This is a genomic window from Streptomyces winkii (genome assembly GCF_032248595.1).
Taxonomy (GTDB): Bacteria; Actinomycetota; Actinomycetes; order Streptomycetales; family Streptomycetaceae; genus Streptomyces; species Streptomyces winkii.
This window is the reverse complement of sequence record NZ_JASTTH010000007.1, coordinates 200667-222315: the sequence shown is the minus strand read 5'-3', so window position 1 is coordinate 222315 and position 21649 is coordinate 200667. Positions and strand designations below refer to the sequence as shown.

General features: G+C 70.3%; 18 protein-coding genes. 7 read left to right on the top strand and 11 right to left on the bottom strand.

Going from position 1 to position 21649, the window contains the following annotated elements:
- The first annotated feature begins 291 nt into the window (after nucleotides 1–291).
- Nucleotides 292–960 carry a class I SAM-dependent methyltransferase gene (locus tag QQM67_RS22415; protein ID WP_314176181.1) on the top strand — a complete coding sequence of 223 codons (669 nt, stop codon included), beginning with the start codon at nucleotides 292–294 and terminating at the stop codon, nucleotides 958–960.
- A 107-nt stretch (nucleotides 961–1067) separates the two neighbouring features.
- Here the strand turns inward: QQM67_RS22415 and QQM67_RS22410 are convergent, their stop codons facing one another.
- The 5 genes from QQM67_RS22410 to QQM67_RS22390 all read right to left on the bottom strand — a co-directional run bounded on the left by QQM67_RS22410 (nucleotide 1068) and on the right by QQM67_RS22390 (nucleotide 6429).
- On the bottom strand, nucleotides 1068–1850 hold the full coding sequence (locus QQM67_RS22410) for an ABC transporter permease (protein ID WP_314175819.1): 783 nt from the start codon (nucleotides 1848–1850) through the stop codon (nucleotides 1068–1070).
- Nucleotides 1847–2851 (bottom strand): ATP-binding cassette domain-containing protein, encoded by a 1005-nt coding sequence (locus QQM67_RS22405; protein ID WP_314175818.1) that lies wholly within the window; start codon nucleotides 2849–2851, stop codon nucleotides 1847–1849. The genes QQM67_RS22410 and QQM67_RS22405 overlap by 4 nt, the downstream gene beginning before the upstream one ends.
- A 93-nt stretch (nucleotides 2852–2944) precedes the next feature.
- A complete protein-coding gene (locus QQM67_RS22400) occupies nucleotides 2945–3787 on the bottom strand; it encodes a DUF4097 family beta strand repeat-containing protein (RefSeq protein WP_314175817.1) in 843 nt (280 codons plus the stop codon).
- A gap of 94 nt (nucleotides 3788–3881) precedes the next feature.
- Nucleotides 3882–4397, bottom strand: coding sequence for a toxin-antitoxin system HicB family antitoxin (locus tag QQM67_RS22395; RefSeq protein ID WP_314175816.1), 516 nt, complete (start codon nucleotides 4395–4397; stop codon nucleotides 3882–3884).
- A gap of 502 nt (nucleotides 4398–4899) precedes the next feature.
- Nucleotides 4900–6429: an MDR family MFS transporter gene (locus QQM67_RS22390; protein ID WP_314175815.1), complete on the bottom strand. Its 1530-nt coding sequence runs from the start codon at nucleotides 6427–6429 to the stop codon at nucleotides 4900–4902.
- 679 nt (nucleotides 6430–7108) lie between these two features.
- Between QQM67_RS22390 and QQM67_RS22385 the strand changes: the two genes are divergently transcribed.
- The 4 genes from QQM67_RS22385 (at nucleotide 7109) to QQM67_RS22370 (ending at nucleotide 12357) form a co-directional block, all read left to right on the top strand.
- Nucleotides 7109–9220, top strand: coding sequence for a bifunctional polysaccharide deacetylase/glycosyltransferase family 2 protein (locus QQM67_RS22385; protein WP_314175814.1), 2112 nt, complete (start codon nucleotides 7109–7111; stop codon nucleotides 9218–9220).
- 405 nt (nucleotides 9221–9625) lie between these two features.
- Complete coding sequence (locus tag QQM67_RS22380; protein ID WP_399067366.1) at nucleotides 9626–10627, top strand: LCP family glycopolymer transferase; 1002 nt, start codon at nucleotides 9626–9628, stop codon at nucleotides 10625–10627.
- 162 nt (nucleotides 10628–10789) lie between these two features.
- Entirely contained in the window at nucleotides 10790–11734 is a 945-nt protein-coding gene (locus QQM67_RS22375; RefSeq protein WP_314175812.1) for an NADP-dependent oxidoreductase, read from the top strand.
- Nucleotides 11735–11760: 26 nt separating this feature from the next.
- Nucleotides 11761–12357, top strand: coding sequence for an HD domain-containing protein (locus tag QQM67_RS22370; RefSeq protein ID WP_314175811.1), 597 nt, complete (start codon nucleotides 11761–11763; stop codon nucleotides 12355–12357).
- Between the two features lie 217 nt (nucleotides 12358–12574).
- On the opposite strand, the gene QQM67_RS22360 is transcribed toward QQM67_RS22370, so the two are convergent.
- From QQM67_RS22360 to QQM67_RS22350, 3 genes are all read right to left on the bottom strand, one after another.
- Nucleotides 12575–14182: a DEAD/DEAH box helicase gene (locus QQM67_RS22360; RefSeq protein ID WP_314175810.1), complete on the bottom strand. Its 1608-nt coding sequence runs from the start codon at nucleotides 14180–14182 to the stop codon at nucleotides 12575–12577.
- A gap of 362 nt (nucleotides 14183–14544) precedes the next feature.
- The gene (locus QQM67_RS22355) at nucleotides 14545–14748 is read right to left on the bottom strand and encodes a cold-shock protein (RefSeq protein WP_314175809.1); all 204 of its coding nucleotides are present in this window, start codon (nucleotides 14746–14748) and stop codon (nucleotides 14545–14547) included.
- A 381-nt stretch (nucleotides 14749–15129) separates the two neighbouring features.
- Complete coding sequence (locus QQM67_RS22350; protein ID WP_314175808.1) at nucleotides 15130–16458, bottom strand: flavin monoamine oxidase family protein; 1329 nt, start codon at nucleotides 16456–16458, stop codon at nucleotides 15130–15132.
- Nucleotides 16459–16707: 249 nt separating this feature from the next.
- Between QQM67_RS22350 and QQM67_RS22345 the strand changes: the two genes are divergently transcribed.
- Nucleotides 16708–18174, top strand: coding sequence for an FG-GAP repeat protein (locus QQM67_RS22345; protein WP_314175807.1), 1467 nt, complete (start codon nucleotides 16708–16710; stop codon nucleotides 18172–18174).
- A 56-nt stretch (nucleotides 18175–18230) separates the two neighbouring features.
- On the opposite strand, the gene QQM67_RS22340 is transcribed toward QQM67_RS22345, so the two are convergent.
- Genes QQM67_RS22340 through QQM67_RS22330 form a run of 3 tightly spaced genes read right to left on the bottom strand, consistent with a single transcriptional unit; the run spans nucleotide 18231 to nucleotide 20240 of the window.
- Nucleotides 18231–19307, bottom strand: coding sequence for an MAB_1171c family putative transporter (locus QQM67_RS22340; RefSeq protein ID WP_314175806.1), 1077 nt, complete (start codon nucleotides 19305–19307; stop codon nucleotides 18231–18233).
- The gene (locus QQM67_RS22335; protein ID WP_314175805.1) at nucleotides 19300–19806 is read right to left on the bottom strand and encodes a hypothetical protein; all 507 of its coding nucleotides are present in this window, start codon (nucleotides 19804–19806) and stop codon (nucleotides 19300–19302) included. Before QQM67_RS22335 ends, QQM67_RS22340 begins: the two co-directional genes overlap by 8 nt.
- On the bottom strand, nucleotides 19803–20240 hold the full coding sequence (locus QQM67_RS22330; protein ID WP_314175804.1) for an XRE family transcriptional regulator: 438 nt from the start codon (nucleotides 20238–20240) through the stop codon (nucleotides 19803–19805). The genes QQM67_RS22335 and QQM67_RS22330 overlap by 4 nt, the downstream gene beginning before the upstream one ends.
- 299 nt (nucleotides 20241–20539) lie before the next feature.
- Between QQM67_RS22330 and QQM67_RS22325 the strand changes: the two genes are divergently transcribed.
- Complete coding sequence (locus tag QQM67_RS22325) at nucleotides 20540–20866, top strand: hypothetical protein (RefSeq protein WP_314175803.1); 327 nt, start codon at nucleotides 20540–20542, stop codon at nucleotides 20864–20866.
- The last annotated feature ends 783 nt before the right edge of the window (nucleotides 20867–21649 follow it).

Sequence of the window (21649 nt, the reverse complement as noted above, 5' to 3'; positions counted from 1 at the left end):
TCACTTCTTCAACTCCCGTACGACGCAGGCGAGTTGGGCACTTTCGTTGCTTCGGGCCATGACATCGGCGAGCAACGGACCGCGGGCGTACGGACGTTGGCGCGTGCGGCCTCGGCACGGCCTGGGCGGGGGAGCTCGCGCCTGCCGGATGCCGGTCGGGTCGCCTGCCGGGAGCCTCGTCCGTGGCCCTCCGCGGCGCCCCGGGCCCGGGCGGGCACGCCCTATCGTGAGGGCGTGACGCTGTTCATCTCCCCGGAGGGGCCGGGGCTCTTCGAGCTGGTCCGGCAGGCGATGTCGTCCACCGAGCGCGGCTACGACCTGCTCGCGCCGAAGTTCGACAACACCCCCTTCCGTACGCCGGACGAGGTCCTGGACGCCACGGCTCAGGCGCTGGACGGCCTCGGCCCGTTCGAGGCGGGCCTCGACCTGTGCTGCGGCACCGGAGCCGGTGTCGACCGGGTGCTGCGGCGCGTGTGCCACGGCCCCGTCACCGGCGTCGACTTCAGCGAGGGCATGCTCGCCGAGGCACGCCGGGCGGTGCCCGGCGCGGGGTGGGTGCGCGCCGACGTCCGCGCGCTCCCGGCCCGCGACGCCTTCGATCTGGCGGTCAGCTTCGGGGCGTTCGGCCACTTCCTGCCGCACGAGCGGCCCACGCTGTTCGGCCAGGTCCACGCGGCTCTGCGCCCCGGCGGCCTGTTCGCCTTCCCCGTCGCCGCGCCGCCCCGCGTCGGCTCGCGCCCGTACTGGACGCTGTGGGGATTCGACGCCGCGATGCGGGTGCGCAACGCGCTCTGGCGACCCCGATTCGTCATGTACTACCGGAGGTTCCCCCTCCCCGAGGTGCGTCGCGATCTGGTCGCCGCGGGCTTCACCGTCAGCACTCTCGCCCTGGAGACCCTGGGCCGCCTGCCGGACGGCAGCCCCCGCTGCCGCCTCGTCCTGGCAAGGCGCCGAGCCTGAGCACCGCCGCCCCCGGGTCCTGGCCGGACCTTGAGATCGACTGGCTGAGGGAACACGCCGACGCGGTCGACAGCGGCGTGGCAAGCGGCAGTTGACGGGCGACGCCCTCAACGCCGGGTGGTGCTGTTGAACAGCGAGCGCGACCAGACATAGCCGACCAGGGCGATGCCGGCGCACCAAGCGAGCGAGATCCAGCCGTCGTTGCCGATCTCCGAACCGGAGAGCAGGCCGCGCAGCGTCTCGGTCATCGGCGTGAACGGCTGGTTCTCGGCGAACCACCGCAGGCCCGGCGACATCGAGTCGGCCGGTACGAACGCCGAGCCGAGGAACGGCAGGAACTGGACCAGCAGCGGCTTGTTGCTCGCGGACTCGACGGTCTTGGAGATCAGCCCGAGCGCCGCCGACAGCCAGGTCACCGCGAAGGCGATGGCGGCCAGAAGCCCGGCCGCGGCCAGCCACTCCAGCGGCGTCGCCCCGGACCGGAAGCCGAGGGCGAGCGCGACCCCCACGACCAGGACGATGCACACCATCGTCTGGATGACGCTTCCGACGACATGCCCCGTCATGAACGACGAGCGCGTGATGTTCATGGTGCGGAAGCGGTTGATGATGCCCTCGGTCATGTCGGAGCAGACCGCGATCGAGGTCGACATCGAGCCGGCCGCGACGCCCATGACGATGATGCCGGGCGTCAGATAGTTCAGATACGCGTCCCGGCCGCCGCCCATCCCGGCGCCGATCGAGTCACCGAAGGCGTACACGAACAGCAGCAGCATCAGGATCGGCATCATCGCGCTGCCGAATCCCACGGCCGGGTAACGGATCGCGTGCTTCAGGTTGCGCCGCAGCATCGTCGTCGAGTCGTGCACGGCGTAGGCGAGGGTGCTCATCGCAGGGTCTCCTTCACGTGAAGCGGGGTGCCGGCGGTGCCGTCGCCGGTCAGGGCGAGGAACACGTCGTCGAGGTCGGGGGTGTGCACGGAGAAGTCGGCGGCCCGGATGCCGACGGCGTCGAGCCGGTCGAGCAGGGCGCGCAGCGCGTCGAGGCCGCCGTCGCCCGCCACGCGCAGGGCGAGCTCCTCGTCGTCACGGGCGGCGCCGGGGAGGGCGTCGGCCGCGCGCTCGTACTCGGAGGGCTCGGTGAAGCGCAGCCGCACATGGCTGCCGGGGATCTGCGCCTTGAGCTCGTCGGAGGTGCCCTCGGCGACGATCCGGCCGCCGTCGAGCACGGCGATCCGGTCGGCCAACTGGTCGGCCTCGTCCAGGTATTGGGTGGTGAGGAAGACGGTCGTGCCGCCCGCGACCAGCGAGCGCACCGACTCCCACATGGTGCGGCGGCTGCGCGGGTCGAGCCCCGTCGTCGGCTCGTCCAGGAAGATCACCTGCGGGTCGCCGACCAGCGTCATGGCGATGTCGAGCCGGCGCCGCATGCCGCCGGAGAAGGTCGCGGCCCGCTGGTGCGCGGCGTCCGCGATCCCGAACCGCTCCAGCAACTCCCTTGCGCGGGACCGTCCTTCACGCTTGCCGAGGCGCAGCAGGTCGGCCATGAGGAGCAGGTTCTCCTCGGCGGTGAGCAGGTCGTCGAGCGCGGCGAACTGCCCGGTGACACCGATCGCGCCGCGCACACCGTCCGGTGACGTGGCGACGTCGTGGCCCGCGACCTGGGCCTGCCCGCCGTCGGCGGCGATGAGCGTGGAGAGGATCTGCACCGTGGTGGTCTTGCCGGCGCCGTTCGGCCCGAGCAGCGCGAAGACCGAGCGGGCCGGGATGCGCAGATCGATGCCGTCGAGGACGGTCTTGTCCCCGTACGACTTGCGCAGACCGACGGTGGAGACGGCGGCGGGCGACTGCGGACCGCCGTCGCCGCCTCCCGGCTTTGTGGACGTGGGCATGACAGATGAAGGCATGGAGCTCTCCCGTTCGACTGGAAAGGGGTGAAGGGTGAAGTGACTGGGGGGGGTGGGCGAGAAGGCGGGAGCCGCTGCTCAGGCGCGGGCGCGGAGGACGTCGATCGTGCCCCAGTTGGTCCGTGCGCGGACCTTGACGGTGTCCTCGGTCTGCTCCGGGGCCTCGGACTCGGCGAGCCTGTTGCGCACCTTGCCGTGGGCGGAGCTGACGTCGAGCCAGGCGGCGGTGCCCTCGCGGATGCCGATCTCGATAGCGCCGAAGTTGGTCTCCAACTCGACGGTGCCGCGGGCGACATCGGCGACGCGCAGGGTGCCGTGCGCGCTGGTGGCGGCGACCGAGCTCTCGGCACGTGCGATGTCGATGTCGCCGTGGGCGCCGCTCACCCGTAGATCGCCGATAACCGTGCCGACTGTCGTGGTCCCGTGCGAGTTCTTCAGGACGGCACTGCCGTCGACGGTGCCGACGCGCAGGCTGCCGGAGCTGGAGGTGATCTCGGCGTTGCCCTCGACCACGTCGACAGTGATCGGACTGTGCGAGGCAGTCAGCCGGAGCGGACCGGTCGCGTCGAGGCGGACGTCACCGCCCGAGGTCTTCATCCGGACCTCGCCGAGCCGGCCCTCGCCGAGCACCTGGGTCCAGGAGCCGGTCATGTCGATGTGCGAGCCCGCGGGCAGTTCGACAGTCACGTCGACCAGGCCGCTGGGCCCGACGAGGCGGCGCTCCTTTGTCCTGACGGTCAAAACGCCGCTCAGGTACGTGACTTCGGTCTGCTCGGCTGCCCGCACGTCCTTGTCGCGCTTCGGGTTGCCGGGCCGTACCTCGACGACGGTGTCGAGGCGGTCGCTCGCGGTGAACCGGACGGAACCGGCGCCCACATGGGCGGAAACCGAGATCGGTTCGGGAGTGTCGAAAGCAGGCATGGCTGTACCGTCCTCATGAGTCCTTGGGTCGTCCCCGCTGATGGGACGTCGTCGGGTGAAGTGGTGTGGGTGGAGTGGTGCGGGCGGGGCGCGGCTAGCGCACCCAGCCCGTGAAGCTCTGTCCGATGGTCTGGGTCTTCTCGGTCGTACGGGGCCGGGCGCCGCCGTCGACCGCGGCCGACACGGCCCGCACCAGCCACGCGTTGACCGACAGGCCCTCGCGGCTCGCGGCCTCCTCGGCGCGGGCCTTGAGATGGGCGGGCAGCCGGAGGTTGACGCGGGCCGTGCCGCCCTCGTCGCCGTCCGCGGGAGTCTGCGCCGTGAGCGATTCGGCGGGCGTGGCGGCCTCTTCCGCGGGGCCGCTGTCGGCGGGCGGCGTCACAACGAAGTCGGGGTCCAGCCCGCGCAGCCGTACGTCGACCGAGCCGGGCGCCAGCTCGCGGGTGATCTCGTCCATCGCGGCGGAGAGCACATTGAGCATGGCCAGACGGGTCGCCGACTCCAGAGGGGCGGTGAGCCGCTCTGCCAGCTCGCGAGCGCCTTCCCCGCCGGCTTCGGCGGCCACCGCGAGTTCGCGGTGCAGTCTGTCGACATACGGAGTGAGATCCATGTGCGCCATAGTGGCACCACTATGGCGCCAAGCGCAAGCCCGAATGGCGCCTCGTATGGGGCGGGGATGGGGGAGGGTGCTCTGAGCTGGAGAAATATCAAGGGCCGAAATGGGTCCCGGTGGTGCCATGGATGCTCTCGGCACCCTTGAGGGGCGAGAACTGGCACCGCAGCGGCACCGTATCGGCACTGGGTTGGCACCAGACGACACCGCTTCGGCGCCATGTGGCGCCATGGGCCTGCTCGGCGCCCGGCCGTTCAGGGACGATCGGGCCGAGCCCGATGGAGAGGCCCGGACCGAGGCAGGCGGCGTCTCAGCAGGCGGCGCGCCTTAGAACGTCACGTGACGTCGCCACGTTGGCGTGCGCAGCGGCAGGTCCCGTCCACAGCGGACGCAGTCGGATCCCGGCGAAGAGTTCGCGAACCGGGGCCTCCTGTACGGAGACGGAGGTGCATCCCGGCCACGGGCCCGACGACCCCCGCCCCACCGACCCGGACGGACGTCAGGATCCCGCGTCGCTCTGCACCGTCGTCCCACCGTTGTGCTGCGCGGCAGCCCCCTCGCCGGACGGGAACGCCTCGGCGCCGTCGCCTTCTTCGGTACCGGCGTCCGGGATCCGGTTCGGCAGCCTCGCCGCGACGGCGACCGTCACCAGGGCGAGCGCCGCGGCGACGCCGAAGGCCAGCTTCATCCCGCTCACCTGTGCCGGTACGGCGGCGACGCCGTCGGCCACGAGGTGGCTGGTGCGGGCGGACATCACGGTCACCACGAGGGCGGTCCCCAGCGCCGCGGCGACTTGCTGCGTCGTCCCGAGCATCGAGCTGCCGTGCGAGTACAGGTGCTGGGGAAGCGCGCCCATGCCGAGCGTGAAGACCGGGGTGAACGTCGCCGCCAGGCTGACCATCAACACCGCGTGCAGGCCCAGCACTTGCCAGTACGGCATCGTCATCGAGACCTGGGTGAGCCCGAGGAGGGCGAGCAGCGTGGCGATCGAGCCGGGCAGTACGAGCGGCCGGCTGCCGTACCGGTCGAAGAGCTTCCCGACGCTCGGCCCCAGCAGGCCCATGGCCAGACCGCCCGGCATGACCAGCAGGCCGGTCTCCAACGGGCTGAGCCCGCGCAGGTTCTGAAGGTACAGCGGCAGCAGGATCATCGATCCGAGCATCGCCAGGAACCCGATGGACATGAGAACCAAGGACAGGGTGTACGTACGGTGCCCGAGGATGCGCATGTCCATCAGCGGCACACCGCCGCGTTGCAGCCTGAGCTGGCGGACCACGAAGACCGCGATCGTCGCGATCCCGGCGACGACGATGCCGACGCCGAGTCCGACCCTGCCGTCGCTCTCGCCGAGGAGGCTCAGCCCGTACACCAGACCGCCGAAGCCCAGTGCCGCCACGCCCACACTGAGCCAGTCGATCGAACTCACCTGCGGCTCGCCGATGTTCTCCACCTGGCGCAGCCCGAAGAGGGTCACCAGCGCGGCGATCGGCAGGACGACCAGGAACAGCAGCCGCCAGGAGCCGAGTTGCAGGATCAGCCCGGACACGGCGGGCCCGAGCGCGGGCGCCACCGAGATCGCCAGGGTGACGTTGCCCATCACCCGGCCGCGGTCGTCCTCCGGCACCACGATCATCAACGAGGTCATCAGCAGCGGCATCATCACGGCTGTGCCTGCCGCCTGAACGATCCGGCCCAGCAGCAGCACCTCGAAGGACGGCGCGACGGCCGACAGGGCGGTGCCCGCGAGGAACACGCCCATCGCTATCGCGTACGCCTGGCGGGTGGTGACCCGCTGGAGGAACCAGCCGGTGATCGGAATGACCACGGCCATGGTGAGCATGAACGCGGTGGACACCCACTGCGCCGACTGCTCGGTGACGCGGAACGACTCCATCAGCCGCGGAATCGCGTTGATCATGATGGTCTCGTTGAGGATCACCACGAACGTGGCCAGTACGAGCAGCCGCACCACCGTCGGTGTTCGGCGGCCCGCCTTCGTGGCCGGTGGTTCCTGGATCGCAGCTGACATGGCGGCACCTCGTCGGGTTCCTGGTCACCGTCGCCTCGCAGCCAAGGGGCCGTCGGCACGGACGTGGGCGTTGGCGTCGGTGGAGACCGGCACGTCTGGCAGAACTCATCGCTCGGCCCGGATGTTCCGCATAGTTGCGCAGATCACCGCCGCATTCTCATCCGCCCGGCGATGCGTCCACAGGCCACCAATCACCGCTTCCAGGCGCCGTTTCCGCTAAGGCTCCGAAAGGCGCCCGGACGTGTGGCGTTCCTGTGTGTGGTCGGGCACGAGGATGCTCAGGTCATGCGTACCTATAAGGGGTCACACATGAATCATCCGTGACACCTGTCACAGCTCATCCCGTCTCGGGAAGGGAGTGAAGCCGTCGGTTCCCGTCTCACCAGGGCGTTTCCGGACGGACGTGCTGACGGGCCGCCGAAGTGCCCGATTCGGGATGGTTACACTCCCCGACCATGTGTGAAGACCGGAATGGAAGCCTCCAGAAAAGGTTCACCCACCAGCTACGCCTCAGCGCATCCGGCTGGTGTGAGGCGGGTGTTCCGGACTCTCCGGGTGTGGTCGCCTCCATCCGGCCCCTTGTTGCCGCGTCCCCGGCGAGAGCCGTGACGTCCGGCCGCAGATGCGTCGTACGAGCCGTGCCCCATGTCTCCTCTGTGGTGAGGGGACGCATCGCCCGATGAGGGGTAAGCACGCGCTGTCCCGTGATCCCCGGGGCCACTGGCTGCTGTTGATACTCCTCCTGCCGACGGTGTTCGCAGCGCTGCTCTTCGAAGGCTGGACCGGTCACGAGGTCGATGCCGCGAAGACGAAGCGCAACTGCACAGAGCCCGTGCCGCGGGAGGTGGCGAGGGGTGGTCCGGTGCTGAGGGGAGACGGCGCCGGGCTGCGGTCCGCCGCGATGCCCGCCCGCAAGGTCGCGCTCACCTTCGACGGCGGGCCCGATCCCGTATGGACGCCGCGCCTGCTCGATCTGCTGCGCGAGCACCACGCGCACGCCACGTTCTTCGTCTACGGCGCGGAGGCGGCCCGACACCCGGACCTGATACAGCGGATTCGCGACGAGGGCCATGAGATCGGCTCCAACAGCTATACCGGCGCCGCCATGGGCTCGGCCTCGAACCTCCGCTACCGGCTGGAGCTTTCGCTCACGCAGTCGACTCTGGCGGGCACCGCGGGCGTCAACACCAGGCTCCTGCGGCTGCCGCAGACCACCTCGGTGGACACCATGTGCGGCGCGGAGTGGAAGGCCGCGCGGCGCGCCGCCGCGGACGGCTACACGCTGGTCGCCGGCGACAAGCTGTCCCGGAAGCCGTCGCGTGGAGTGATCCGGCAGTACAGCCAGACGGACGCCGGATACGCACAGGCGAGGAAGCTTCTCGGCAACCGCAAGGTCGAGCAATTCACCACAGTCACCAAGGGGGTGGGGCTTCAGCCGGCCGAGACCCGGGTCTCCGCACTCCAGCGATGGACGGGCACGGCTCTCAACTGGTTCAAGAGCCTCGGCCACGCGATCGCGAGCGGAATGGCCTGGATACTCGTGACAGCCGGCAGCTTGGGGGTTCTGCGGCTGCTGATGCTGGCCTTCTTCGCCCGCACCCATGTCCGGCGCCTTGAGAGATTCCGCCCGGGATCGCCCTGGCTGCGGGAGGTCGACGAGCCGGTGACGGTTCTCGTCCCGGCGTACAACGAAGAGGCGGGCATCGAGTCCACCGTCCGGTCGCTACTCGCCTCCACGCACAGGGAGTTGCAGGTCGTCGTGATCGACGACGGATCGACGGACTCGACGGCGGACATCGCCACATGGATCGACGACCCGCGGGTGCGCGTGATCCGGCAGCCCAACTCCGGCAAGGCCGCGGCGCTCAACACCGGTCTCGCGCACGCGATGTACAACATCGTGATCATGGTCGACGCGGACACCGTCTTCGATGCGGACGCCGTTCACCGCCTCATCCAGCCGCTCGCGCACCCCGCGGTCGGCGCGGTCAGCGGCAACACGAAAGTGGGCAACCGCCGCCGGCTGCTGGGCAGATGGCAGCACCTGGAGTACGTCTGCGGCTTCAATCTGGACCGGCGGATGTTCGAGGTGCTGGAGTGCATGCCGACGGTCCCCGGAGCCATCGGGGCCTTCCGCCGGGACGCGCTGATGGGCGTCGGAGGCGTCAGCGAGGACACCCTCGCCGAGGACACCGACCTCACCATGGCCATGTGGCAGGCGGGCTGGCGGGTGGTCTACGAGGAGAGCGCCGTCGCCTGGACCGAAGTCCCCACCTCGCTGCGGCAGTTGTGGCGGCAGCGCTACCGCTGGTGCTACGGGACGCTCCAGGCCATGTGGAAGCACCGTCGTACCGTCGCCGAAGTGGGTCCCGCCGGGCGCTTCGGCCGCCGGGGGCTGAGCTATCTCGCCCTCTTCCAGGTCGGACTCCCCCTGTTCGCGCCGATCGTCGACGTCTTCGTGCTGTACGGGATGCTCTTCCAGGGCTCCGTCCAAGCGGGCGGCGTGTGGCTCGGCTTCCTCACCGTCCAGCTGATCACGGCCGGGTACGCGCTGCGGCTGGACCGCGAACGCGTACGGGCGCTGTGGTCGATGCCCTTCCAGCTCTTCGTCTACCGGCAGTTGATGTACCTCGTGGTCATCCAGTCCGTGGTCGCCCTGCTGCTCGGCACCAGGCTGAAGTGGCACCGGATGCATCGCTCGGGCACAGCCGACCAGCACCGTTCGGGCACGGCCGTCGCGCCGCTGGGGCGGCCGATCGCGTACGAGCACAAGAGCCTGTCGTCGAGATGACAGGGACGGCGCCGGCGCCTCACGCGGGCCACCCGCCCGCACGGCGCCGCGCCGGGCGCATCTGTCCGGAGCGACGCCGTGCGTCGTAAATCAGAGATCAGATGACAGATATCCGAATCCCACGTTTCTTGATGTCTTTTCAGCATTGCCTGGCACGAACCACCGCGAGCATGGAGGCTGCCGCCCATGAGCGACTGGCTTGACGGAAGGCCCTACGGGAGCGTGCGCGGCGGTGAGATACGCGCGGCGCGCGTCATCCCCGGGCAGGTGTCGCATCGGACCACCCATCCGCCGGCGACACCCGCGTCACCCACGGCGCCCGCGACGGCGCCTCCGCAGCCGCCGCGACACATACCTCCGCGGGGCGCCGGCGGTGGCGGCGCCTACCGGCAGGGCGGCAGATCCATGAGGGACCGCCCGCGCAAGCGCCGCCGCACCGTGCGGATGGTGGCGCTCCTGGTCGCCGTGTTGCTGATGAGCTCGCTCGGCACGTACGTATGGGCCGATACGAAGCTCAACCGGGACGTCGACCTCGCCAAGGTCCCCGACCGTCCCCCGCGGGGCAAGGGCACCAACTACCTCATCGTGGGCTCCGACAGCCGGCAGGGCCTCTCCACCAAGGCCAAGAAGGATCTGCACACCGGCACGGCCGAGGGCAGCCGTACCGACTCCATGATCCTGCTGCACACCGGTGCCCACGGCGCCACGATGACGAGCCTGCCTCGTGACTCGTGGACGACCATCCCGCCGTTCGTCCGCGCCGACACCGGCATCCACTACCCGCCGACGAAGAACAAGCTGAACGCGGCGTTCTCCTACGGCGGCCCGAGGCTGCTCGTCCGCACGGTGGAGCGCAACACCGGCCTGCGCATCGACCACTACGCGGAGATCGGCTTCGCGGGATTCGTCGGGATCGTGGACGCGGTGGGAGGCGTCGACATGTGCCTGGACAGGGACGTCAAGGACAAGAAGTCAGGCGTCGACCTGAAGAAGGGCTGCCAGACCCTCGACGGCGCACAGGCGCTCGCGTTCGTCCGGCAGCGGCACCAGGAGGCCCAGGGCGACTTGGGCCGCACCAGGAATCAGCAGAAGCTGCTGACCGCCCTCGCCCGCAAGGCCGCCTCACCGAGCACCGTGCTCGATCCCTCGACGGTCTACTCGGCCCTGGGCTCGGGGCTGGACACCCTCATCGTGGACAAGGACACCGGCCCGTCGAACCTCACCTCGCTGTTCCGGGCGGTGAAGGGCGTGACGGCAGGCAACGGCAAGCGCGTCAGCATCCCCGTGGCCGACCGCGGCCTCACCACCTCCAAGGGCAGCGCGGTGCTCTGGGACAGGGCACAGGCGCAGAGGCTCTTCACCCAGCTGAGGAACGACCGGCCGGTGACCCTCAAGGCAGAGCGCTAGGACGCCACTTGCGGACCAGGGCGACGGTGGTTCGCCGAATGGTCCACGCGGATGGACTGGCTGGAGCATTCGGTCGCGATCACGGCGCATCCCGTGCCCTGTCGCCCGGAGCGGGCAACGGTGTGCTTGATCGCCGCCGCTCAGCCCGCCAGAGGAACTTCCATGCAAGCCATCACCGTTCGCGACCGTGACGCCGGTGTCAGCGGACTCTCCCTGACCGAACTGCCCTATCCCCACGCCGCCGAGAACGACGTCATCGTCCGCGTGCACGCCGCGGGATTCACTCCTGGAGAGCTCGCCTGGCCCGGCACCTGGACCGACCGCGCGGGTCGCGACCGGACGCCGAGCGTGCCCGGGCACGAGCTGTCGGGTGTGGTCGCCGAGCTGGGGTACGGCACCACCGGCCTCACCGTCGGCCAGCGGGTCTTCGGCCTGTCCGACTGGACCCGTGACGGATCGCTGGCCGAGTACACCGCGGTGGAGGCCCGCAACCTGGCCCCGCTTCCGGCGGATGTCGACCACGACGTCGCCGCCGCGCTGCCGATCTCGGGACTTACGGCGTGGCAGGGCCTGTTCGAGCACGGGCGGCTCACGACGGGGCAGACGGTCCTGATCCACGGCGCCGCAGGCGGCGTCGGGTCGATCGCGGTCCAGCTCGCACGCGAGGCGGGAGCTCGCGTGATCGGCACCGGCCGGTCCGCCGACCGGAAAACAGCTCTCGGCTTGGGCGCCGACGCCTTCGTGGACCTCCAGGCGGACCGGCTGGAGGACATCGGAGAGGTCGACGTCGTGTTCGACGTGATCGGCGGCGAGATCCTCGACCGCTCGGCCGCGCTGGTGCGCTCCGGGGGCACCCTTGTCACCATCCCCGCCCCGCCCACGGTCAAGCCCGAGGACGGGCGAGCCGTCTTCTTCGTCGTCGAAACGGACCGGGTCCGGCTCGCCGACCTCGCGCAGCGGCTGCGGAGCGGACGGCTCAAGCCGGTCGTCGGGGACGTGCGCCCGCTCGCCGAGACCCCCGCGGCGTTCGCGCCCGGCCACCGCACCCCCGGCAAGACGATCATCCGCATCGTGCCGGACAGCTCCACGGATGCGGGCCCCCAGTGACCCGTATGTCGCTCGGTACCCTCCTGATGCCCGACAGCGCGACGTCGGCCGCCGCCCTGGACGTCGCGACGGCCTGCCATTCCCCGGCGCTGCTCAACCATTCGCTGCGTGCCTACGTGTGGGCGGCCGCCCGGGGCACGGCGGACGGCATCCCCTTCGACCCCGAACTCCTCTATGTCGCCGCGCTGTTCCACGACATCGGGCTGGTTCCGGCGTTCGACAGCCACACCGTCCCATTCGAGGAGGCAGGCGGCCACGTCGCTCAGGTCTTCGCCGCGGGCGCCGGCTGGCCGGCGGAGCGCCGCGAGCGCCTGTCGGATGTGATCGTCCGTCATATGTGGCCGCGCGTGGATGCGTCCGCGGACCCCGAGGGACATCTGCTGGCCCGCGCCACCGCCACCGAGATCAACGGCAGGGACGCGGGCGACTATCCGGCCGCCTTCCGGGCCGAGGTGCTGGCGCGCTACCCGCGCCTCGACCTCGCAGATGAGTTCCTGGCGTGCTTCGAGGCCCAGGCCGCACGCAAACCCGGCAGTCCCGCAGCCGATGCGGTGCGCTCGGGCCTCGCGGCGACGCTGGCCGCCAACCCGCTGGATTCCCCTGCCCAGTCGGCAGGCCGATGAGCCCGGTCTCCGGACAGGCCACGCCCGGTTCAGCGCCGTACTGCCGGACGACGGGCCGGGCCCTGCGCAGCTGCGGGCTCGGCACGCTCGGGAAGAGGAAGAGGTGGTGGGGCGACGTCACTGCCGCCGGTACGCGGGACGCCTGTGCGAAGCACGTGCGGACTCGTACCCGGCGCTGTCCGTCCGCGTCAGGCCACCCGGCGGCCCGCCTCGGCGTTCACGACGCACCGGGAACGCGGCGCCTGCTGACTCGACTCGCGTCACGAGCCATATGCCGTGAGCCTGAGGCCGCCCGACGTCCGCCCGTGAGGGTCTGTGCCGAGACGTCGGATGCCTTCCGGCCCGCGGTACGGCGGCGTTGCTGCCGGCCGGGGCCGGGTCGGCCGCTTCGCGGTCCGGGCGTCGCGGCGCCGCCCCGGGGCGGCTCTGTCACCGGCTTGGTGACGGGGACTCCGGAGGGCGCGCGGGCGCCCGTGATGCGGTTCAGTTCGCTCTCGCCGGGACGGACGTGCGCGGTCTGCGGGGTGATGGCCGCGTCGGCCATCAGCCGTGTCATCTCGCGGCGCTGGTCCGGCAGGACGAGCGTGACGACGCTGCCGGACTTGCCGGCACGGGCAGTACGACCGCCGCGGTGCAGATAGTCCTTGTGGCTGTTGGGCGGGTCCACGTTGACGACGAGGTCGAGGTCGTCGATGTGGATGCCTCGGGCGGCGACGTCCGTGGCCACCAGAACCGTGACCGCGCCGGCCTTGAACTCGGCGAGGGTTCGGGCGCGTTGGGCCTGAGACTTGCCGCCGTGGAGGGCGCCTGCACGTACACCGCTGCTGAGCAGGTACTTGGTGAGCCGGTCCACGGAACGTTTGGTGTCCACGAACATCAGTGCCCGGCCGTCCCGGGCCGCGATCTCGCCGGTGGCGGCTCGCTTGTCCTCGGACTGGACGTGCAGCAGGTGGTGCTCCATGGTCGTGACCGCGCCGGCGGACGGATCGACCGAGTGCACGACCGGGTCGTCCAGGTAACGGCGGACCAGGAGGTCGACGTTGCCGTCCAGGGTGGCGGAGAAGAGCAGCCGCTGGCCGGCGCTCGGCACTTGGTCCAGGAGACGGGTGACCTGGGGCATGAAGCCCATGTCTGCCATCTGGTCGGCCTCGTCCAGCACGGTGACGGCGACAGCGTCCAGCCGGCAGGCCCTCCGCTCGATGAGGTCCTTGAGCCGGCCCGGCGTGGCGACGACGACCTCTGCTCCGCCGTGCAGGGCTTGGATCTGCCGTCCGATCGACAGCCCGCCCACCACAGTGGTCAGGCGAAGCTCCAACCGCCGTGCGTACGGGGCGAGCGCCTCCGTGACCTGCTGTGCCAGCTCCCTGGTCGGAACGAGGACCAGAGCCAACGGCCGCCGCGGCTCTGCACGCCGGCCCGCGATACGGGCCAGCAGGCCCAGGCCGAAGGCGAGGGTCTTGCCCGATCCGGTGCGGCCGCGTCCCAGTACGTCCCTGCCGGCCAGGGCGTTCGGCAGTGCCGCCGCCTGGATGGGAAAGGGCACGGTCACGCCCTCGGTGCGCAGGGCCGCCAGCAAGGGTGCCGGCATGTCCAGATCCGCGAAGCTCTCGACCGCGGGAAGGGCCGGAGTGACAGTGACCGGGGGTGAGAACTCCCCATGCTGCTGGACACGTTGACGACCCTTGCCAGCCGAGCGGCTGCGGGCCTGGGAACGCGTCGGGCGATTCCTGCCGCCCTCTGCCCGGGGGCGGAAGCCGCGGTCCTTCCGCGAACCTGCGATGCCTCCCGTACCGGAGCCGTCGTTCATGCGTGCTGTGCGGTTCATGCAGAACCTTCCTCGATGCGGCACGTGTCGAGGCACCCCTGGCAGCCCTGAGGGCACGGGAAAACGCAAGAACGAGCCGGAAAAACGAAAACGAAACAAAGGCCGGCGCCGGCTGTCGGACGACCGGGCCCGGCGCCCTGGCGGAGCGAGGCCCGGGCCAGGAAGCGGTTTGAGGGCGTGGTGCGATTTCGGGCGGATCTTCCCGCGCCGGGCCGGATGCGTTCCGAACGTGTGGGCCGTGAACAGCTTCCTGCCACTCGCCGCGTCCGGGATACGTCGGCGATGTGCGGACGCGAGTTACGCAAGGAGCCGAGGTCCGGACCGAGAAGGTGCGGACACCGGCTCCCGAGCACGCCGCGGTGTCAGGCGGGAACGATGTTCTCCGCCTGCGGACCCTTCTGACCCTGAGTGACGTCGAAGGTCACCTTCTGGCCTTCCTGCAGTTCGCGGAAGCCCTGGCCGGCGATGTTGGAGTAGTGGGCGAAGACATCGGCGCCCCCGCCTTCTTGCTCGATGAAACCGAAGCCTTTTTCCGAGTTGAACCATTTCACGGTGCCCGTAGCCACTGTCTTTTCTCCTTCGGGGCATGCCTGGGATCGCACTCTGCGAGCCCACGTCGCCGCAATAATCGCCCCGCCCCGGAGACACCGGAAACAAAGAAATGTGCCTGTCGATACAACCGAAAAGAGCACTTAAAAATGCTGGGAACCATAACTGCAACCGAAATCAAAGCTAGCACGGCAAACGACCGCACGGGGGGGCGCGGAGGAACAGGGTCTGCGCCGACGGGAGGGCGGAGCTTCCTGACCAGGCCGTATGGCGGAGCGTGACGTCGGTACGTGCCCGGACTCACTACGAACTCGGGCTGGCCTGATTCCAGCGTCGCCTGCACCAGTTGGACTCACCAGGGCCGCCGTACGGGACCGGGGCCGATCGGCCGACCCCCCTCAGCCGGCGGCCCAGGCGTCCTCGATCGGAACGGGATGACCGAGGACGTCGCACGCGGCGCGGTGGCCGGAGCGGAGCGCCGCGTTGACCGTCGCCGGATCGTCGGTCCACGTCGCCTCGCCCGCGAGATGCAGCACGCCGCCCACCGGGGTGGCGAGAAGGTCGTGGTCCTCGGGCGCCGAGCCCACGGTCATATACGCGTACGACCCCCGCGAGTACGGGTCGTCCTGCCACGACGTCACGTGCACGCCGACGGGTTCCTCTACGCGGTCGCCGTAGAGCCGGCGCAGCTCGCGGAGGACCGAGTCGGCGATCTTCCCCCGCTCCCACCCCCGCGTCTCCTGCGCGGCCGGACCGGCGGCGAACGTGAGGAGCGTCGGCACGCCGTGCACGGCGGTGAGGTCGTACCAGGAGTGCCACCAGACCCCGTTCGGCCCTTGCTGGCGGACGGCGTACACCTCGTCGTCCCAGAACTTCGAGGGGAAACGGAGGAAGACCTTCTCGAAGGCGTTCATCTCAAGGCGTGCGACCGCACCGGCCACCGGTTCGGGGAGCGGGGGCTCGATCACGAACTCCGCGGACTTCAGCACCCCGATCGGAACGGTGACCACAGCACGGTTCGCCGTGAACACGCCGTGATCGGCGGTGACTTCGACTCCACCGGACGACCAGCGCACCGAGGTGACGACGTGCTCCAGCCGAACGTCGAGCCCGGTCGCGAGGTGCGTCGCGAGGGCGTCGTAGCCGTCGGGGAATACGACCTCGTCGCCGTCGATCCAGTCGTCGTCGAGCCCGTGCGCGTCGAGTTCACGGATCCAGACGCCGTACTGCTCCTCGGTCCGGTGGCGCAGATACTCCCGGACGCGCTCGGCGCGTTCCGCTCCCCAGCCCTGGGCGGCCAGGGCCGACTCGGCCGCCTCGCCGTACGAGCGCCCCGGCGTGAAGGCGGCCACGACGCGGGCGAGTTCGGCGTCCACCGCGCCGATGTCGGCCACGAAGCGCCGCACTTCGTCCTCGGTGAGACGAACGCCCGAGGGACCGTAGTACGCGATGGGCCGGCTGTACGGCTGGTACCCGCCGACCGTGAACTCCGCGGTCCGCAGCCCGAACGCGGCCGCCGCCGCGGCGACCGGGCTGTCGGTGACCCCATGGATCCAGGACGCGCCGAGATCGGTGACGACCCCGCCGTCCCGGTCGCTCCACACACGTCCGCCGATGCGATCGCGAGCCTCCAGCAGCGCGACCCGCTGACCGCTGCGGGACAGCAGCCGTGCCGCGGTCAGCCCCGCGATGCCCGCACCCACGACGATCGTGTCGACCCGGTCCATCCCACCGTCCCCTTCTCGCTGCGCTTCGCGCGTCGCGCCCGGTCAGCGTAGGGGGCGATGCGGTCTCCCGGTCAGTCCCGGAATCCCGCCGTGCTCGATCTCCTGAGCCACTTCACGCGCGACAACCAGGACCCGGCCCGTGCCCACCGTGAACACGCCGCGGACCAGCGGTGAACTCCGTACAACCAGACCCGCCCTTCGACGGTCACATCAGATACCCCCCACGCCTTCGACCAGTTGGGGGTCTCCGTGCCGCACAGCCGCCGCATTCTGACGTACGCCATCGCCGCCGCCGCGGCCACCGCCGGGTTCGTGCTCCCGTCCGGCGCCACCGCTGCCGCACCCCGTACCGTCACCAGCGACTTCAACGGCGACGGCTACGCCGACCTCGCCGTCGGCGTCCCGGACGGCACCGTCAGCGGCCGGTCCAAGGCCGGGTACGTGAACGTCGTCTGGGGCGGCCCGAAGGGTGCCGGCGCCCACGGAAGCATCCGTGTCACCCAGGCCACCCCCGAGGTTCCGGGCACCCCGGAGGCGGGCGACCGCTTCGGCGCATCCGTGGCCCTGACGGACCTCAACGGCGACGGCATCGCGGAACTCCTCGCCGGTGTCCCCGGCGAGGACGTCACCGACCGCGGCACGGACGCGGGCATGGTCATCGCCGTGGGCGGCTCGAAGGACGGGCCGGGACCGGGGTCGTCGGTCCTCACCGGGCCGACGCCGTCGGCCGCGTACGGCAAATCGGTCGCGGCGGCCGACCTCACCGGCGGTGGCAACAAGACGATCGTGATCGGCGGCACGGACAAGGTCGTCGCCCGTGTGATCCAGGGCGAGGACAGCATGGTCACCACCGTCGTCGCGGCCCCGATGGGCGGCCGCGCCCCCGTCCTGGCCACCGGTGACTACGACGGCGACGGGACGGCGGACCTGGCCTTGGCGTACTGGACCGCGGGCGACCCCAACACGCAGTCCCACGTGCGCCTCTGGAAGTGGGACGCCGACCGGTCCGCGATGGCCAACTTCTGGAACACGGACAACGCCGGCGTGACCGCCCTGGCCACCGGCGACTTCGACGGCGACGGCCACGACGACCTGGCGCTCGGCGAATGCCGTGAGATCGCAGACGAGAACATCGACGACCCGTGCGGCCCCGAGGGACTCGCCAAGGGGGGCGGCGTCCATGTCCACTACGGAAGCCCCGCGAGCGGCTCGTTCGGCAGCCGCGCCCAGACCCTCAATCAGGACACCGCGGGCGTCCCGGGCGTGGCCGAGGACGGCGACCGCTTCGGCGCCGCCCTCGACGTCGCCGACGTCGACCGCGACGGCCGTGACGACCTGATCGCGGGCGCTCCCGGTGAGGCCATCGGAAGCAGAGCGGGGGCGGGCGCCGCCTGGCTGCTCCACGGCGGCGCCCAGGGTCTGCTCGACGCCGACGGCGCTGCCACGTCCGCCACTTGGAACCAGGACACGTCCGGCGTACCGGGCGTCGCGGAGGCGGGCGACGCCTTCGGCGCTGCGGTCGCCTCGGGTGACCACAACGCGGACGGTGTCCCGGACGTCACGGTCGGATCCCCTGGTGAGAACGCCTCACTGGGCGCCGTATGGCTCCTGCCCGGCGGCTCGGCCGGCGGTTCGGCGGCCTTCTCGCCCCGCACGCTCGGCCTTCCGTACCTGTCCACGGCTCAGAAGTACGGCAAGCCGCTGAGCAGTCGCTGAGCGCGCCCCGCGGGCGGGGGAAGCCTTCCCCCGTCGAAGCTCTGACCAGGTCTTGCCTACCGCTTCGTGCGGCGGTCAGCGCTCGCGACATCGCGGTACGCGTCGGCGAGACGGCAGAGGTATTCGGTGTCGCTGCCCAGGTCGTGGCCGCCCACCGCGGTGATGTCGGCCGAGGGCAGCGGCATTTCCTTCTCGCGGGCACGCAGGGCTGCCGCGATCCTGGCGGCTTCTCGTCGGTCGTCTTCAATCCCGCCGGAGTCGGGCTCGTCGACCGGGAGGTAGGGGCGGATCGCGAGCAGACCGTCGCGGATCTCGATCACTCGCCGGTACAGCTGAAGCCGCGTCGGGAAGAGGGTGCTGCCACGCAGCAGGCCCGGGGGTTCCAGCGCGATGGCGGGTTCGGCCCGGTAGAGGGCGGACCACAGCGGGCCGAGCCGTCGGTAGCGCCGGTACCGGCGCATCCACTCGGCGATCGCCGGCACCGCCACGCCGGCGAGCACCAGCAGGTGCGCCGTCGTCGGCAGGGCCTTGCTCATCACGAAGCCCCTTCCCGGCGAGAAGTCGACGGGCGCCCGGGCGGAGATCGCGACGACGGTCTTGCTGGTCATGTAGCAGGCCGCTGCGACGATTCCGGCGACGACCAGGCCGAGCCCGAGACGCAGCGTCAAGTCCCGTGCTCTGAGCGCGTCTTGCAGGCAGAGCCGCGCGATGACCGTGAACTCGGGCAGCAACACCGCGGCATAGGCGATGCAGTACTCCATCACCCAGGGCGACTGCGGATACAAGTCCGGGGTGAGGGCGAACAGGACGCACATCGCGGCACCGGCGGAGATCACCCACGCCGTGTGCACGCGGGCGCGTGCCTCGTACCCGTGCAGCCGCAGCAGGATCTGAGCGCCTGCCCATACGGCGACGACCATGGCGGCGTGGCCGACGAACCGTTCGATGCTGTGCAGGCCTCCCATGGCGTCGGTGAAGGTGATGGCAGCAGGTGTGAGTGCCGTCTGCGAGACGGCAAGGCCGAGCACGCACATCCGAACGAGCCGACGGCCAGGCGCGGGTCCCGGCCGCAGCCACAGCACCATCCCCCAGGCGAGCAGGGCCGGAGCGTAGTTCCGCACCGGTTCACCCACGGCCGCGACCGTTCTCCAGAGCGGATCGGAGCCGGCCGACCACGGAGTCGTCGTGAGGGGCCGGGCGGGCGTACTGGCCGAGCAATGACGCCAGGAACTCCGCCTCCTGCTCCTCGACGCTGGAGTAGCCGGTGCGGCCCAGCACCCGGCGGACCATGTCCGGGTCGAGGCTGGGCAGTAGCAGCCGTGCCTGCTCAGCGGGGCTGAGCGTGACGGGGTAGTGGTCGCACAGCATGTGAGCGATCTCGTGCAGCACGATGTGGTTCTGGTGCGGCACGGTCGTGCACTGCTCGTACGCGATCAGGTCGGCGGTATCGGTCGCGATCCACAGCCCGCACACGTCGGACAGGTTGGGCACAGGCAGTTGCTTGATCGGCCTCCCGCGGCGCGCACTCAGTTCGGCGCACAGCGTCGGGACGTCGAACGAGTCCGGCAGTCGCAGGTCCCGGAGCACCGCGGCGCAGCGGCGCCGCACCTTCCGCCGGCTGTTCCGGATCATCGGTCCGCGTCGTCCGGGGGCTCAGGCAGTCCTTCGAGTTCGCGGACGCGGTCGACCATGTCGCTGATCGCCTCAAGGCTCTTCGGCGACAACCCCCGTGCGCGCAGGGCGATGTGCCGAACCGGTGCCTCCCGCAGCGCGCTGAGCAGCGCGAGTTCGGCGTCGATGCGTTCGGCTTGCGCGTCGTCGAAGAAGTACGCCGCGGGGATGCCGAAGAAGGTCGCGAGAGCTTCCAGGTGACGCTTGGTCGGGTTGTCGCGGAGGCCCTTGCGCAGCTGCCACAGGTAGGTCGACGAGATGGTGGGACCACCCTGAGCCTTGATGGCTTCGGCGACCTCGTCGTACGTGAACTCGTCGCCGTCGGCGGGACGCACGGCGCTGAACAAGTGGTCCAGCTTCGTCGCCAGCGCGCCTCTGACGATGTCGTCTGCCATGCCCGCATCCTAGCCACCAACTGAGGTGGAGCGGAATCCCGTAACTCATCCACCTCAGTTGACTTGCTCGGTGGCGCCCGTTACCGTCCTCCCGTCCCGGCGAATCCGCCTGGGCGGCATCCGGGCGCGGTCCTCTTGGCGCCCGGTCGCCGATGCTTGGTTCCGTGCCGGCCATCGGGCAAACGGGGAATCCGCGACACAACCCTGAGCGGATTTCGCCCGCTGCCGGCGTCCTACTGCTTTTCCTTACAGGGCAACGCATGTGACGGTAAGGGAGAAATACCGTGCGACTTGGGAAAATGCTTGCTGTCGGCGCGACGGCCGGCGCGCTGTCGCTGATCGGCCTGGTGCCGGCGACCGCTTCGGCTGCCCCGGTGGGTGGCGGATCCGGGGTCACCCAGCCCCAGGGGGGCGTGTCCACGCAGGACACGGCGCCGGACTGCGTGACCTTCAAGGTGCACACGTGGCCGGGCTACGTCCGCGTCGACAACGGCTGCGCCAACAACCTGCGGCTTCGCCCGGTCATCTCATTTGGCCCCGACGGCACTTGCGAGCAGATCCCCGCCGGCGGCCACCACGACTGGTGGCTCCCGGTCCTCCGGATCGACCACATCGAAAGCTGCTAGCAACCGCCGGCAACGGGACGCCACAGGGCGGCTCGGATGTTCGGCGACCGCGCGCCCGCACGGGGGGGCGCACGGTGGCCGTACTCCGTCCCAAGCTCATGTACGCGTCTGCGCAGGTCCGTTCTGAACCAGAAGAACACTGAATCTGCGGTTTTCACAAGAAAGAGTGTCTTGTGAGGTGCAATGCGGCTTTTGATGCCAATTCGGGCTGATCCTTGGTGAGATCCCATTCACGCGGACGTCTTCGTCCGCTGCCACAGGAGGTCCAATGCGGGTATCCCGCTTTGCCGCCACGATCGCTCTAGCGGCCGTCGCGACGCTGGGTGGTGCTGGAGTCGCCGGCGCCGTTCAGTCCGCGCCTGCCCACGGTACGCACGACAACGGCTACCGCCACTACGACGAGGGTCGCAACGGCTACCACCACCACCGAGGGTGGAACCGTCACGATCACCACGGGTGGAACCGCCACGACCACCGTGGCTGGAACCGCCATGACCACCGCGGGTGGGGCTACTTCGGTCACCGCTGACGCCGCCCGCTGAATCCGGTGGGGGCTCAGAGCCCCCACCGGACGGCCGGACAGCTGGGGCACATGCGTCCCAGCTGTCCGCTCCGGCTTCGTGGCACAGCCGAACCTGAGCTGTGCGAGGGCGAGTTCGTCCCAGACGACACGAAGCCGGATGCGGGGAAGAGATTCCCCGTACTGCCCGGCTCCACGAGCCGGGTTCCAACCCGACTGGATAGGCGTGCGGTTGGGGTGGAGGAGCTAGTGAGCAAGGTCTA

Coding starts and splice junctions, on each gene's coding strand:
- QQM67_RS22415 (WP_314176181.1), top strand. CDS start 292: ATGTCGTCCACCGAGCGCGGCTACGACCTGCTCGCGCCGAAGTTCGAC.
- QQM67_RS22410 (WP_314175819.1), bottom strand. CDS start 1,850: ATGAGCACCCTCGCCTACGCCGTGCACGACTCGACGACGATGCTGCGG.
- QQM67_RS22405 (WP_314175818.1), bottom strand. CDS start 2,851: ATGCCCACGTCCACAAAGCCGGGAGGCGGCGACGGCGGTCCGCAGTCG.
- QQM67_RS22400 (WP_314175817.1), bottom strand. CDS start 3,787: ATGCCTGCTTTCGACACTCCCGAACCGATCTCGGTTTCCGCCCATGTG.
- QQM67_RS22395 (WP_314175816.1), bottom strand. CDS start 4,397: ATGGATCTCACTCCGTATGTCGACAGACTGCACCGCGAACTCGCGGTG.
- QQM67_RS22390 (WP_314175815.1), bottom strand. CDS start 6,429: ATGTCAGCTGCGATCCAGGAACCACCGGCCACGAAGGCGGGCCGCCGA.
- QQM67_RS22385 (WP_314175814.1), top strand. CDS start 7,109: ATGAGGGGTAAGCACGCGCTGTCCCGTGATCCCCGGGGCCACTGGCTG.
- QQM67_RS22380 (WP_399067366.1), top strand. CDS start 9,626: ATGAGGGACCGCCCGCGCAAGCGCCGCCGCACCGTGCGGATGGTGGCG.
- QQM67_RS22375 (WP_314175812.1), top strand. CDS start 10,790: ATGCAAGCCATCACCGTTCGCGACCGTGACGCCGGTGTCAGCGGACTC.
- QQM67_RS22370 (WP_314175811.1), top strand. CDS start 11,761: ATGCCCGACAGCGCGACGTCGGCCGCCGCCCTGGACGTCGCGACGGCC.
- QQM67_RS22360 (WP_314175810.1), bottom strand. CDS start 14,182: ATGAACCGCACAGCACGCATGAACGACGGCTCCGGTACGGGAGGCATC.
- QQM67_RS22350 (WP_314175808.1), bottom strand. CDS start 16,458: ATGGACCGGGTCGACACGATCGTCGTGGGTGCGGGCATCGCGGGGCTG.
- QQM67_RS22335 (WP_314175805.1), bottom strand. CDS start 19,806: ATGATCCGGAACAGCCGGCGGAAGGTGCGGCGCCGCTGCGCCGCGGTG.
- QQM67_RS22330 (WP_314175804.1), bottom strand. CDS start 20,240: ATGGCAGACGACATCGTCAGAGGCGCGCTGGCGACGAAGCTGGACCAC.
- QQM67_RS22325 (WP_314175803.1), top strand. CDS start 20,540: ATGCTTGCTGTCGGCGCGACGGCCGGCGCGCTGTCGCTGATCGGCCTG.